Consider the following 13,576-nt stretch of genomic DNA (forward strand, 5'->3'; position numbering starts at 1 on the left):
AAGCCGGGCCGCCCTGCCCGCATCCGGTGGCGCCGGACTGCGCCGCGGTCCGCAGCGATCGGCCGCCACGGCTCCGACCGAGGCGACGATGCCGAGGGTCGCCGGCTTCGGACAGGGCCGTCTGAATGAGGCGCACGCGCAGACTTCGCAGGGATGCGATCCTCGGAGGTGGCGCTCTGGACAGGCTCGTGGCCTGTCGCGCCGTGACGGGGATGGTTAACGCAGCGGGAAGGAATGCCGGGCTAAGACTTGGTCGACGTCCGCCCGTCGGGCATGACGGGTTACGAATCGTTAAGCTTAACAGGCCCTTGCCGATCCGGACTTTTCGCTGCCCGCGTACCCAGGTTTAGTTCCATAATATAGATTATGCGAATTGGATCGATTGAGCGATAAGGCCGTAGCTAACCTGACGTGACGGGCCGGTCGGGCCCACCTGTCCGCAGCCCTAGGCGGCCCTGGGCAGCCGCGCCGCGCGCCGTCGTGTCGAGCCGATCGTGATGCATGCCGTCCCGGGACGCGCGGCGCTCCTGACCTAGCTCGGTTCCCGACGCGGTCCGGACGCGCTCCCGGCGACGTTTCCCTTGATGCCGACCCGAGACCGCGGCGGCACCGTCACCCGCCGCAAAGCCCGAAAACCCCCTGTATCGCGCCGGAATAGCGGTGGCGAAGGGAACGGAAATGGTTTAGCGTTCCTTCAAGACGTGGGCTCCGCAGATCCCCCACCCGCGTCGTCATCGGCTCCCGAAGGGGAACGGAGCATCGACGGTCGATTGCGCCGCCGTCGTTGTTGGACAGACAGGCGCATGCCAAGGCGGGGTCGCTTTGGCCGGGTTTGGTGAAGACAATGCCCAGCCACGGTTGTACGCTGAGGGCCCGCGAGAGCGATCGTCGCGGGATTGTGAGACGTGGCCACCATGGGCGCGACATCGGGTCGTCGTTCCGGTCACGGTGTGGGCGGTTGGGTTGAAGGCAAAGACGAGCTGGCGACATGAGCAAAGGTAGAGATTTCCGGGGACCGAGGAAGCGGGGATTCGACGACGACATGCCGTCATCCCCCTACGAGTCCCGCCCGTCCCGGCCGGCTTCGCGCCCGTTCGGCAGCGGCGCCCCGAGCGGCTTCGGCGGCGGCGGTGGCGACATGATGGCCCCCCCTCCGGCCGGCCCCACGGTCGATGCCGTCGTGAAGTGGTTCAAGGCCGACAAGGGCTTCGGCTTCGTCGAGCTGCAGAACGGCCAGGGCGACGCTTTCCTTCACATCGGCGCCATCCAGTCCGCCGGCTATGAGACCGTGCCGCCCGGCGCCAAGCTTAAGGTGATGGTCGGCAACGGCGCCAAGGGCGCCCAGGTGACCCGCGTGGTTGAGGTCGACACGGCCGGTGCCCAGGAGCGCGCCCCTCAGCGGTCCTTCGACACGCCGCGCCCTGCCCGTCGCGCGCCCGATCCGTCGACCGCCATCGAGGTGTCCGGCAAGGTCAAGTGGTTCGACGACACCAAGGGCTTCGGCTTCGTGTCGAGCAACGATGGCGGCAAGGACATCTTCGTCCACATCTCCATCCTCGGCCCGGCCGGTCTGTCGCATCTCGCGGAGGGCCAGCCCGTGTCCATGCGCGTCGTCGACACCCCGAAGGGTCGCGAAGCGCTGTCGATCTCGGCCGACTGAGCTGAGCCTGCGCCGGGCGGGTCGTCCCGCCGGCGCTCAATCCCGCCCTATCGATGCCCGTGGATCCCGTCCGCGGGCATTTTCGCGTTTCAACGAGAGCCACCATGACGCCGTCCCGCGACATCGCCCGCCTCATCGAGATCATGGCGGCGCTGCGCCACCCGGACACCGGCTGCTCCTGGGATCTGGCACAGAGCTTCGCCAGCGTGGCGCCCTTCGCGATCGAAGAGGCTTACGAGGTTGCCGACGCGGTCGAGCGCGGCGACCGCGAGGACCTTCGCGAGGAACTCGGCGACCTGCTGCTGCAGGTGGTCTTCCAGGCCCGGATCGCCGAGGAGGAAGGCAGCTTCGATTTCGGCGGCGTGGTCCAGGCCATCACGGCGAAGCTCGTGCGCCGCCACCCGCACATCTTCGGCGACCGCCGTGACCTGACGCCCGAGGAGGTCAAGGCGGCCTGGGGCCGGATCAAGGCGGAAGAGAAGGCGGAGCGCGCCGAACGGGAGCGTCGGGCCGGCGCGGGGCAGGGCACCCAGGGGCTGCTGAGCGCCGTGGGCAGCGGGCTCGCCCCCCTGCCCCGCGCCGTGAAGCTGCAGCAGCGCGCCGGCACGGTCGGGTTCGATTGGAACGATCCGCGGGCGGTGCTCGACAAGATCCGCGAGGAGGCCGACGAGGTCGAGGCGGCGCTGGGCGACCGCGACGCCGTGGCGGGCGAGATCGGCGATCTCCTCTTCGCCGTCGCCAACCTGGCGCGGCACGCCGGCGTCGACCCGGAGGCCGCGTTGCACGGCGCCAACCGCAAGTTCGAGCGGCGCTTCGGACATATCGAGCGGACGCTGGCGTCGCGCGGCTCCAGCCTCCAGGAGGCCGGCCTCGACGCCATGGAAGCCCTGTGGAACGAGGCCAAGGGCCTGGAAGCGTCGAACTGAACCGAGGGCAGGGGCAGGCCGCGCCCTGCCCCGGGCCTGAGCGACCGGGCGGCCCTAGTCCGGCTCGACGAGCACGCGCTCGGCCTGCGGGAACCGGTTCTGCACCCGCTCCATGCGCTCCGGCGCCACCCGCACGGTGAGGTGGATGGTGCCGTCCTCGCCGTCCTGGCGCGCCAGGATCTCCGTCGTCTCGTAGAGCCAGTTCAGCCCGCGCCCGTCGCTCGGGTCGAGGTCGACGTTGAGCGAGGTGGCATGGGTGGCGAGGCGCCGCTCGATGGTGGCGAGGAGGTCGTCCACCCCCTGCCCCGTCAAGGCCGACACTACCGCGGGCCGCTCGTCGGCCCGCTTGTGGGCGGCGGCGTCCAGCGTCGCGGCGAGACGGTCCTCGTCGAGCAGGTCCGCCTTGTTCCACACCTCGATGACGCGCTCGCGATCGTCGGCGTCGACGCCGAGTTCGCGCAGGATCGCCAGGACGTCCGCGCTCTGCGCCTGGGTGTCCTCGTGGGCCACGTCGCGGACGTGCAGGATGACGTCGGCCGAGACCACCTCCTCCAGCGTCGCCCGGAAGGCCGACACCAGCATGGTCGGCAGGTCCGAGATGAACCCCACCGTGTCGGACAGGATCACCTTGCCCCGATGCGGCAGCTTCAACACGCGCAAGGTGGGGTCGAGCGTGGCGAAGACCATGTCGTCGGCCAGCACGGCCGCCTTGGTCAGCCGGTTGAACAGCGTCGACTTGCCGGCATTCGTGTAGCCGACGAGAGCCACCGTGGGGAACGGCACGTCCACGCGGGTCTTGCGGTTGGTGGCGCGCGTCTGCTTGACGTGTTCGAGGTCGCGCTCGATCCGCGCCATGCGCTCCTCGATGAGGCGCCGGTCGGTCTCGATCTGGGTTTCGCCGGGGCCGCCGAGGAAGCCGAAGCCGCCGCGCTGCCGTTCGAGATGGGTCCAGGACCGCACGAGCCGGGACTTCTGGTACGCGAGATGGGCCAGCTCCACCTGGAGGGTGCCCTCCTTGGTGCGGGCGCGGCGCCCGAAGATCTCCAGGATCAGGCCGGTCCGGTCGATGACCTTGGTGCCGAAAGCCTTCTCGAGGTTGCGCTGCTGCACCGGCGACAGCGCGCAATCCATCACGACGAGGCCGATGTCCAGCTCCTCGCAGGCTTCCGCCAGCTCCTCGACCTTTCCCTTGCCGAGATAGGTCGAGGGCCGCACCGTGCCGAGGTTGACCACGACATCGCGGCGGACGTCGAGGTCGATGGCGTCGCCGAGCGCCACCGCCTCGCCGATGCGGGCTTCGGGAGAGCGGGCCTCGCGCGCCGCTGCGCCCCGGCCGCTCGGGTAGGGCCCGACCACCAACGTGCGCGTGGCTTCGGCGGCGGTCTGCTCGACGGCGTCCGTGCCGTCATCCCCGTGTTTCGACTTCAATCGCGTGTCCCGATGGCTCGTGGGCGTCAGCCGGCGGCGGGCCTCACCGCGGGCGCTCGCCGACCGGGGCGGCCGCCGCCGCGGCGGCGGGCACGTCCTCGGGCGCTTCGAACATCTGGATGGGCTGTCCCGGCATCACCGTGGATATGGCGTGCTTGTAGACCAGTTGCGAGTGGCCATCCCGGCGCAGCAGGACGCAGAAATTGTCGAACCACGTCACCACGCCCTGCAGCTTGACCCCGTTGACCAGGAAGATGGTGAGGGGGACCTTGTTCTTGCGCACGTAGTTGAGGAACGTGTCCTGCAGGTTCTGTGTTCGTTCAGCCGCCATGGTCCTGTCCACTGCTCGTCGCCGCTTGCTCGCGGTCTCGATGCCGCAGCCCGGCCTCGCGCGTCGGCCCCGCCGACACCTCCGAAAGGCGTCGTCCGGGCGTTCCCACGGGGCGGACTTCGCCCGCGAGCCTGCCCGAACGGGCGGCGCGCGGGCGGCCCGGCTCGCCGCCGGGCCGCCTGCATCCCGCCGTATTAGAGGCAGGATCAAGCAGAAGTCGCAAGCGGAACTTCCCGCGCGTCCCCGTCGGCCTGGGCCGGGTCAGTCGATGGCGAGAGACTTCAGCTTCCGATGGAGCGCCGAACGTTCCATGCCGATGAACTCGGCCGTGCGGGAGATGTTTCCGCCGAATCGGCTGATCTGGGCCACCAGGTATTCGCGCTCGAACACTTCTCGGGCTTCGCGCAGCGGCAGGCTCATCAGCTTCTCGCCCCCTGCCCCGTTGGGCGTGGCCGGCACCAGCGCACCGATCTCGGAGGGCAGCATGTCGGCGGTGATCTCGGCCTCGGGATCGCCGGCGGCGAGGATCATCAGCCGTTCGACGTTGTTGCGCAGCTGGCGGATGTTGCCCGGCCAGTCGTGCGACTGCAGCACCGCCATGGCGTCGGCGCCGATCCGCCGCCGGGGCAGGCCGGTGTTGGCCGACACCTGGTCCATGAAGAAGGACACGAGTTCGGGGATGTCGTCGCGCCGCTCCGACAGGGCCGGCACCCGCACGGGCACGACGGCCAGCCGGTGGAACAGGTCCTCGCGGAAGCCCCCTTCCGCGATCAGCGCCGGGAGGTCGCGCGCCGTCGACGAGATGATGCGGACGTCGACGTGGACGCGCGCCGTGCCGCCGACCCGTTGGAAGTTCTGGTCCACCAGCACGCGCAGGATGCGGCTCTGGGTTTCCCGGGGCATGTCGGCCACTTCGTCGATGAAGAGCGTGCCCCCGTGCGCTTCTTCGAGCGCGCCGACCTTCCGCCCGCGCCCGTCCGCCCCTTCCACGCCGAACAGCTCCGTTTCCATCGCTTCGGGCAGCATGGTGGCGGCGTTGATCACCACGAAGGGCGAGGCGGCGCGGCCCGACCCCGCGTGGATCATGCGCGCCGCCAGCTCCTTGCCGGTGCCGGGAGCGCCGGCGATCAGCACGCGGGAGTTGGCGGGGCCCACCTTGTCGATCACCTGGCGGAGCTGATTCGAGCTGGTCGAGCGGCCGACGACGCGGTCCGTGGTGAGCGAGCGCGTCTTCAGCTCGACGTTCTCGCGCTTCAGCCGCGAGGTTTCCAGCGCCCGCTCGGCGACCAGCACCAGCCGGTCGGCCTTGAAGGGCTTCTCGATGAAGTCGTAGGCGCCGAGCCGGATGGCCGACACCGCCGTCTCGATGTTGCCGTGACCCGAGATCATCACCACCGGCAGCGTCGGGTGCTGCTCCTTGATGATCTCCAGCAGCTGCAGGCCGTCGAGCCGCGAGCCCTGGAGCCAGATGTCGAGGAACATCAGGTGGGGCCGTCGCGCCGCCAGCAGGGCCAGCGCGTCGTCGGCGTCCTTGGCGACGCGCGTGCCGTGGCCCTCGTCCGACAGGATGCCCGACACGAGTTCGCGGATGTCGGCTTCGTCGTCGACGATGAGGATGTCCGTGGCCATGGCTCTCAGGCTTTCTCGGCGAGGGAGCCCGACGCCGGGGCGGCGTCGGCTCGGGCCGGCGGGTCGATGGGGAAGTGCAGGCGCACACGGGCGCCGCGGTGGCCGGGCGCGTCGAGGAGTTCGATCCCGCCGCCGTGATCCTCCAGGATCTTGGCGACGATCGCGAGCCCCAGGCCCGTGCCCTCGGCCCGGGTCGTCATGTAGGGCTCCAGCAGCCGCTGGCGGTTCTCGGTCGGGAAACCCTTGCCGTTGTCGACCACGTCGATCACGGCCTGGCCGTCGGCGGCGCGGTGCAGCGACACGGCCACCCGCCCCGGCTCGCGCTCGTCGGGCGGCAGCGACGCCATGTGGGCGGCGACGCCCTCGGTGGCGTTCTTGACGATGTTGGTCAGGGCCTGGGACAGGAGCCGCCGGTCGAATCGCGCCACCAGCGGCTCCGCCGGCAGCTCCTCGTCGAGGACGATCTCCGGGTTGCCGACCCGCATCAGGAAGGCGACCTGGGCCACGCATTTGGCGAGGTCGTCCTCGGCCAGCAGGGCCTTCGGCATGCGGGCGAAGGAGGAGAACTCGTCCACCATCCGCTTCATGTCCTCGACCTGGCGGATGATCGTGTCGGTGCACTGGTCGAACACGTCGCGCCCTTCCGTGATCACCTTGCTGTAGCGGCGCTTCAGCCGTTCGGCCGACAGCTGGATGGGCGTCAGCGGGTTCTTGATCTCGTGGGCGATGCGGCGCGCCACGTCGGCCCAGGCGGAGGTGCGCTGGGCCGACACGAGGTCGGTGATGTCGTCCAGCGTCACCACGGAGTTGCGCTCGGCCTTGCCGCTGAGCTCGCTCGCCACGCGGACGTTGAAGGTCCTTTCCCGGCCCGCCCGGGACAGCGTCACCTGGCCCTGCTGCAGCCGCTGGCGGCCGCCCCGGGTTTCGGACAGCAGGCCGGACAGCTCGGGGACGGCCGTCCCCAGCGAACGCCCGACGGCCGGCGTTCCGGCCGGGTCGGCGAGGTCGAGCAGTTTCTGCGCCGACGCGTTCACCACCGTCACGTCGCCCTTGGCGTCCACGCCGATCACCGCCGCCGGCACGCCCGACAGCACCGCTTCGGTGAACAGCCGGCGCGCGTCGATCGTTTCGCGGGCCGCGATCAGGCGGTTCTGCTGCAACCGCAGCTCGGAGATCATCTTGTTGAAGGTTTCGCCCAGGCGGGCCAGGTCGCCCTCGGACCGCCGGATCGGCACCTGCACGTAGAGGTTCCCGGAGGACACCTGGTCGGTGGCGTCGATCAGCCGGCGGATCGGGGCCACCAGGAGGTTGGCGAAGGACAGGCCGAGCCAGATCGCCGACAGCAGCATGATGGCCGCCAGCAGGCCGTACATGACGATGAAGGCCACCTGGATGGACTTGCGGTGGAGGTCGAAGTTGAGGAACGCCCGGGTGATCTCCTCGGCGTGCTGCTGGAAGCCGATGGTGAAGGGGTCGAGCGGGCGCGCCACGTAAAGGAAGCTGTTGTCGAAGGTCGGCATGGAGCGCATGGCCACGAAGGTGCGGCCGTTGTCCGGGCGGTAGCAGACCTGTTCGCCGCGGCGCACCTCGTCGAGCACCGCGGCGTTCGGCGTCACGACCTGGAGGGGCTGGCCGGTGTCGACCTTCTCGGTCACGGCCCCGTTCGCGTTCATGATCACGGCCGTGGTGAACCCGAGCGACTGCACGCGCGAATCGAAGAAGTTCTGGAAGAACTTGCGGTCGCCGTAGCCGATCCGCGCCCGCGACAGGTCGAGCGCCGTGAGGTCGGCGTCGCGCTGAAGCGAATCGCACTGCTTGGAGCGGATCAGCTTGCCGGCCGCGGTGGTCTCGCCGATGAAGCTGCCGACGTCGTCGACGAAACCGGGGTACAGGCCCCGTTCCAGGGCGACGGCCCCCACCACCGCCATGATCACCGCCGGCACCGCCGCCGTGATGCTGAACAGCCCCACGATGTAGGCGTGCAGCCGGGCGCCGGCCTGCTTGGTGCGCCAGGCCGCGAGCAGCTTCCAGGCTTCCGCCGCCACGAGGCCGAACAGCACCAGCGCGATGATGCCGTCGGCGAGGAACACGTCCACCACCACGGCGTCGGTGGGGACGATGGGGGTGAAGCCGGTGAACACCGCGAAGCTCGCCAGGGCCGACGCCAGCGCCAGCGCGACGACGACGGGCGCGATCCGCAGGTTGAACCGCCGGTCGTCGCGCTTCACCGTGGCGGTGTCGGGGCCGTCCCTGCCTGTCTGATCCGTCAAGCGCGTCGATCCGTGGAGCGGGGACCCGGGCTGGCGTCTGCGCCCGGGGCCGTCGCGGTGCTGCCGTGCCGGCCGGGGTCGCCGGCCGTTGCATTTATACAGCACTGTTGCCGGATTGCAGCAAATTCAGGGCGCCCCGGAGGGGAGGGCTCCCCTCCGGGTCAGCGCGGCAGGCGCATCAGCTTGATGTCGAGCTCCCGGACCTTCTTGCGCAGCGTGTTGCGGTTCAGCCCGAGCATCTCGGCCGCCTTGATCTGGTTGCCCCGCGTCGCCGCCAGGGCGGCCGACACGAGCGGAACTTCGAGCTCGCGCAGCACGCGATGGTAGAGGCCCGGCGGCGGCAGGTCCTCGCCGTGCTTGGCGAACAGGTCGGCGAGGTGTCGCTCGACGGCGCCCGTCAGCCCGCCCTCCTCCGCGCCGGCCGCGGGAGCGTCGAAGCCCCCGCCGAGCAGACCCGCGGCGATCTCGGACGTCGGCGCCAGGGTCTGGTTCGGCCTGTTCAACCCGAGCTCCGCTTCCACCAGCGGCGCCGTGATGACCTCCTGCGGGTAGAGGGCCGCGAGGCGGCGGACCAGGTTCTCGAGCTCGCGCACGTTTCCGGGCCAGCGGTAGCGCTTGAGCCGGTCGTGGGCGCCGGTGTCCATGTGCTTCAGCGGCAGGCCTTCGGCGGCGGCGGCGGTGAAGAAGTGGCGGGCGAGGTGGGGGATGTCCTCGGCGCGCTCGCGCAGCGGCGGCAGGCGGATCGGCACGACGTTGAGACGGAAGAACAGGTCCTCGCGGAACAGGCCCTGCCCGATCGTGACGCGCAGGTCCTTGTTGGTGGCGGCGACGATGCGGACGTTGGTCTTGATCGGCGTGCGGCCGCCCACCGTTGTGTATTCGGCCTGCTGGAGCACGCGCAGCAGCCGCGTCTGCGCTTCCATCGGCATGTCGCCGATCTCGTCGAGGAACAGCGTGCCCCCTTCCGCCTGCTCGAAGCGGCCGGCCGACCGGGTGTTGGCGCCCGTGAAGGCGCCCTTCTCGTGGCCGAACAGCTCGGATTCGATGAGGTCGCGCGGGATCGCCGCCATGTTGATGGCGACGAACGGCCCGGACTTGCGCTTGCCGTAATCGTGCAGCGCGCGGGCCACCAGCTCCTTGCCGGTGCCCGACTCCCCCGAGATCATCACGGTGAGGTCGGTCTGCATCAGCCGCGCCAGCGTGCGGTAGATTTCCTGCATGGCGGGCGAGCGGCCGATCAGCGGCATCGCGTCGAGTTCCTCGCCCTGGGGCGTCTCCTTCTGGCGCGGCTCCGCCATGGCGCGGCCCACGATGGCCACGAGCTCCTTCAGGTCGAAGGGCTTCGGCAGGTAGTCGTAGGCGCCGCGCTCGGACGCCTTGATGGCCGTCATGAAGGTGTTCTGCGCGCTCATCACGATGATGGGCAGGTCGGGGCGCAGCTTCTTGATGCGGGGCAGCAGCTCGAAGGCGTTCTCGTCCGGCATGACGACGTCCGTGATGACGAGGTCGCCGTCGCCCGCCTGGACCCAGCGCCACAGCGAGGCCGCCGTGCCGGTCGTCCGGACGTCGTAGCCGGCGCGCGACAGCGCCTGGCTCACCACGGTGCGGATGGCGGTGTCGTCGTCGGCAACGAGGATGTGGCCGTTCATCGCCGATACTTCCCTTACGCTGTGCGCCGGACCGTCACGCCTCGCTTCCGCCCCGCCCGTCGCGCGCGGCGAACATGGGCAGGAGGACGCGAAAGGTCGTCCGGCGCGGATAGGACTCGCATTCCACGGTTCCCCCGTGGTCGCCGATCACCTTCGCCACCAGTGCAAGTCCAAGGCCAGTTCCCGAGGATTTGGTGGTCACGAAGGGATCGAACAGGTGGGCGGCGATGTCGGACGGCACGCCGGGACCGTTGTCCCGCACGCAGAACTCGAGCGGCAGGCTGACGGGCGTCGGCGAGCCCGGCGTGCGCAGCCGGACGCCGGGCCGGAAGGCCGTCGTCAGCTCGATGGTCCCGTCGATCGTGTCGGGCCCGAGGGCTTCGGCGGCGTTCTTGACGAGGTTCAGGAACACCTGGATCAGCTGGTCGCGGTTGCCGAACACCGGCGGCAGCGACGGGTCGTAGGTTTCGGCGAAGCGGATGTGGCGGGCGAAGCCCGCCAAGGCGACGCGCTTCACGTGGTCCAGCACGGCGTGGATGTTGACGCTGTCCCGCTCGATCGGCCTGAGGTCGGAGAAGGCCTCCATGCGGTCGACCAGCTTCACGATCCGGTCGGTTTCCTCGCAGATCAGGCTGGTCAGGGCCCTGTCCTCGTCGCCCACCGCCGTTTCGAGGAGCTGCGCCGCGCCGCGGATGCCCGACAGCGGGTTCTTGATCTCGTGCGCCAGCATGGCGGCCAGCGCAGAAACTGAGCGCGCTGCACCCCGATGGGTCAGTTGCCTGTCGAACTTCGCGGCAATCGATCGTTCCTGAAGCAGGATCATCACCCGGCCGCGCGGCTCCTGCATGGGGCTGACGTGGATGTCGACGACGCGGTCCGGCCCGAGCTTCGGGTTGCCGAGGTCGACCTGGTATTCGTTGAGGGCCGCGTCGCGCCGTCTGGCCTGCTCGAGCAGGGACAGCAGCGGCGACGCGAAGGGGACGATGTCGCTGAGGCGGTGGCGCCTGAGCACGGCGCGGCTCATATCGAAGAAGGTTTCGGCGGCGGCGTTGGCTTCCACCACGGTGCCGTCCGCTTCCACGGTCAGCACCGCATGGGGCAGCAGGTTCATGACGTCGCCCGCCTGGGCGAAGCCGCCGTCGGCGCGGGGTCCGCCGGCACGGGCGCTCCCGGCGCGGTTGCCAGCCGGGCGGGGCTCGGGATCGGTCATGCCGCGAGGTCCAGGTCGGCGGGAATGTCGAAGACGCGGCCCAGCATGCGGCGGGTCGCCCGGTGGTCGTCGCTGGTCGCCATGGCGGCGCGCAGGGCCGCGCAGGCGCCGAGCGCCGCGGCGTCGCCGGCGAGCTCCGCCGCGCGGTGCTCCGCATAGGCGACGAGGTGCTTGCGGGCATGGCGGTTGCCGCCTTCGGGGCCGAAGCCGTCGAGCAGGGCGTCGAAATGCGCGAGCGCGGCGTCCCGGCGCGCGGCGAGCGGCGGGGGCGCCCAGGCTTCGCCGCGCAGGTCGGCGGCGATCTCGCCGACGAGCCAGGGGCGCCCCACCGCCGCGCGCCCGACCATCACGGCGTCGGCGCCCGACGCGGCCAGCATGGCGCGGGCGTCGGCCACGGACGCGCAATCGCCGTTGACGACCACGGGGATCGACACGGCCCGCTTCACCGCCGCGACCGCGCCCCAGTCGGCGCGGCCCTTGTAGAACTGCTGGCGCGTGCGGCCGTGCACGGTCACCAGCGCCGCGCCCTCGGCTTCGGCGCGGCGCGCGAGCTCGGGGGCGTTGAGGCAGGCGTCGTCCCAGCCGAGCCGCATCTTGACGGTGACGGGCACCGAGACGGCGGCCACAACCGCCCGGACGAGCCGGACCGCGGCGTCGAGGTCGCGCATCAGCGCCGAACCGGCGAGGCCGCCCGTCACCTTCTTGGCGGGGCAGCCCATGTTGATGTCGATCGCGACCGCGCCGCCGTCCGCCGCCGCGCGGGCCCCATCGGCCAGCGCTTCGGCCCGGCACCCCGCGATCTGCACGACGTGCGGGTCGAGCCCGGCGCCGGCGGCCCGCGCGAGGCTCGCCGCCTCGCCCCGGGCGAGGTGGTCGCCCACCACCATCTCGGACACGGTCAGCGAGGCGCCGAAACGCTGCGCGGCGCGGCGCATGCCGAGGTCGGTCACCCCCGCCATCGGCGCCAGCAGGGCCCGCCCCCCGAGCGACAGGGCGCCGAGGCGGAGCGCCGCGGCGCCCTGCCCCGCCGGGGGGCGCAGCTCGGAAGTTCGGGAGTGTGCCATCGTCGCGGTCCAGGGCCCAGCAGCCCGACGACCGCGGGGGTCGCTGCCGCTTTGCGCGCCAATCGGAAATCTGCCCACAGCATAGCCAATCGCCGCGGAGCGGCAAGGTCGGCGGGGCGGTGCGGCCCGGACCCTCCTCTCCGGTTTGACGCAGGGAGCGAAAGGCTGGAGATAGGGCCGCTCTCAAGGGAAGCCGCGACGGGTCGATGATGGAACGAGTTCACGTGCTGGTCGTGGCGGCGGGGCGCGGGTCCCGCGCCGGGGAAGGGCTGCCCAAGCAGTACCGCGTCCTCGCGGGCCGGCCGGTGCTCGCCCGCACGCTCGAAGCCTTCGTCGACCGGGACGACGTCGCTGGCGTGGCGACCGTCATCCACGCCGACGACCGCGCCCTCTACGACGGCGCCGCGGCGGGCCTCGCGGGACGCGATCGCCTGGCGGCCCCCGTCACGGGCGGCGCCACCCGGCAGGACAGCGTCCGCGCCGGGCTCGACGCGCTCGCGGCGCGGGGGGCCGAGCCCGACGACATCGTGCTCATCCACGACGGCGCCCGACCCTTCGCGATGGCGGAGCTCGTCGCGCGCGCCATCGCGGCGGCGGCCCGCTTCGGCGCGGCCGTGCCGGGCTGCGCGGTGTTCGACACCGTCAAGGCCGTCGACGCATCGGGACGGATCACGGGCACGCCGGACCGCTCCGGCCTGCGCGCCGTGCAGACGCCGCAGTCGTTCCGGTTCGGCCTGATCCGCGAGGCCCACGGCCGCGCGGTGGCCGAAGGGCGGCACGACCTCACCGACGACGCCGCCGTGGCGGAGTTCGCCGGCCATGCCGTGACGGTCTTCGAGGGCGACCCGGCCAACACCAAGATCACCACGTCGTCCGACCTCCAAGCCGCGGAGCTCCGCTTGCAGACCGCCCTCCTCGACGTCCGCACCGGCCAGGGCTTCGACGTCCATTCCTTCGTCGAAGGCGACCACGTCTGGCTCGGCGGCGTGAAGATCCCGCATACGCGCAAGCTCAGCGGACATTCCGACGCCGATGTCGTGCTCCACGCCCTCACCGACGCGCTGCTCGCCACCATCGGCGACGGCGACATCGGCTCGCATTTCCCCCCCTCCGACATGCAGTGGAAGGGCGCTTCCTCCGACCGGTTCCTGCGCCACGCGGTGGAGCGCGTGCGGGCCCGCGGCGGCGTCATCGCCAACATCAACGCCACGATCGTGTGCGAAGCGCCGCGCATCGGCCCGCACCGCGAAGCGATGCAGAAGCGCATCGCCGAGATCGCCGGCATCGGTCCCGACCGGGTCGGCATCACGGCCGGCACGTCGGAGCGGATGGGCTTCACGGGGCGCGAGGAGGGCATCGTCGCCTGGGGCCTCGCCACCGTGCGCCTGCCCGTCACGGCGGACTGAACG

The 13,576-nt window shown here is 71.0% G+C and carries 10 protein-coding genes; 3 read left to right on the forward strand and 7 right to left on the reverse strand.

Annotated features, from left to right (window positions below):
* Positions 1 to 988: 988 nt before the first annotated feature.
* Positions 989 to 1,660: a cold-shock protein gene (locus D3273_RS11535; protein ID WP_129226645.1), complete on the forward strand. Its 672-nt coding sequence runs from the start codon at positions 989 to 991 to the stop codon at positions 1,658 to 1,660.
* A 104-nt stretch (positions 1,661 to 1,764) separates the two neighbouring features.
* Entirely contained in the window at positions 1,765 to 2,586 is an 822-nt protein-coding gene (gene mazG / locus D3273_RS11540) for a nucleoside triphosphate pyrophosphohydrolase (protein WP_129226647.1), read from the forward strand.
* 54 nt (positions 2,587 to 2,640) lie between these two features.
* On the opposite strand, the gene hflX is transcribed toward mazG, so the two are convergent.
* The 7 genes from hflX to dusB all read right to left on the reverse strand — a co-directional run bounded on the left by hflX (position 2,641) and on the right by dusB (position 12,062).
* On the reverse strand, positions 2,641 to 4,014 hold the full coding sequence (hflX, locus tag D3273_RS11545) for a GTPase HflX (RefSeq protein WP_129226649.1): 1,374 nt from the start codon (positions 4,012 to 4,014) through the stop codon (positions 2,641 to 2,643).
* Between the two features lie 43 nt (positions 4,015 to 4,057).
* On the reverse strand, positions 4,058 to 4,345 hold the full coding sequence (hfq, locus tag D3273_RS11550) for an RNA chaperone Hfq (protein WP_129226651.1): 288 nt from the start codon (positions 4,343 to 4,345) through the stop codon (positions 4,058 to 4,060).
* Positions 4,346 to 4,606: 261 nt separating this feature from the next.
* Positions 4,607 to 5,974 (reverse strand): nitrogen assimilation response regulator NtrX, encoded by a 1,368-nt coding sequence (gene ntrX / locus D3273_RS11555; protein WP_129226653.1) that lies wholly within the window; start codon positions 5,972 to 5,974, stop codon positions 4,607 to 4,609.
* Positions 5,975 to 5,979: 5 nt separating this feature from the next.
* Positions 5,980 to 8,244 carry a sensor histidine kinase NtrY-like gene (locus D3273_RS11560; RefSeq protein ID WP_245501120.1) on the reverse strand — a complete coding sequence of 755 codons (2,265 nt, stop codon included), beginning with the start codon at positions 8,242 to 8,244 and terminating at the stop codon, positions 5,980 to 5,982.
* A gap of 161 nt (positions 8,245 to 8,405) precedes the next feature.
* On the reverse strand, positions 8,406 to 9,893 hold the full coding sequence (ntrC, locus tag D3273_RS11565; protein WP_129226655.1) for a nitrogen regulation protein NR(I): 1,488 nt from the start codon (positions 9,891 to 9,893) through the stop codon (positions 8,406 to 8,408).
* Positions 9,894 to 9,927: 34 nt separating this feature from the next.
* Positions 9,928 to 11,103 (reverse strand): two-component system sensor histidine kinase NtrB, encoded by a 1,176-nt coding sequence (locus D3273_RS11570; protein ID WP_129226657.1) that lies wholly within the window; start codon positions 11,101 to 11,103, stop codon positions 9,928 to 9,930.
* Entirely contained in the window at positions 11,100 to 12,062 is a 963-nt protein-coding gene (dusB, locus tag D3273_RS11575) for a tRNA dihydrouridine synthase DusB (protein ID WP_245501131.1), read from the reverse strand. Before dusB ends, D3273_RS11570 begins: the two co-directional genes overlap by 4 nt.
* A 314-nt stretch (positions 12,063 to 12,376) precedes the next feature.
* Between dusB and D3273_RS11580 the strand changes: the two genes are divergently transcribed.
* Positions 12,377 to 13,573, forward strand: coding sequence for a bifunctional 2-C-methyl-D-erythritol 4-phosphate cytidylyltransferase/2-C-methyl-D-erythritol 2,4-cyclodiphosphate synthase (locus tag D3273_RS11580; RefSeq protein ID WP_428977770.1), 1,197 nt, complete (start codon positions 12,377 to 12,379; stop codon positions 13,571 to 13,573).
* Positions 13,574 to 13,576: the final 3 nt, after the last annotated feature.

The sequence above is a fragment of the Lichenibacterium minor genome, assembly GCF_004137685.1.
In the GTDB taxonomy this organism is placed as follows: Bacteria; Pseudomonadota; Alphaproteobacteria; order Rhizobiales; family Beijerinckiaceae; genus Lichenihabitans; species Lichenihabitans minor.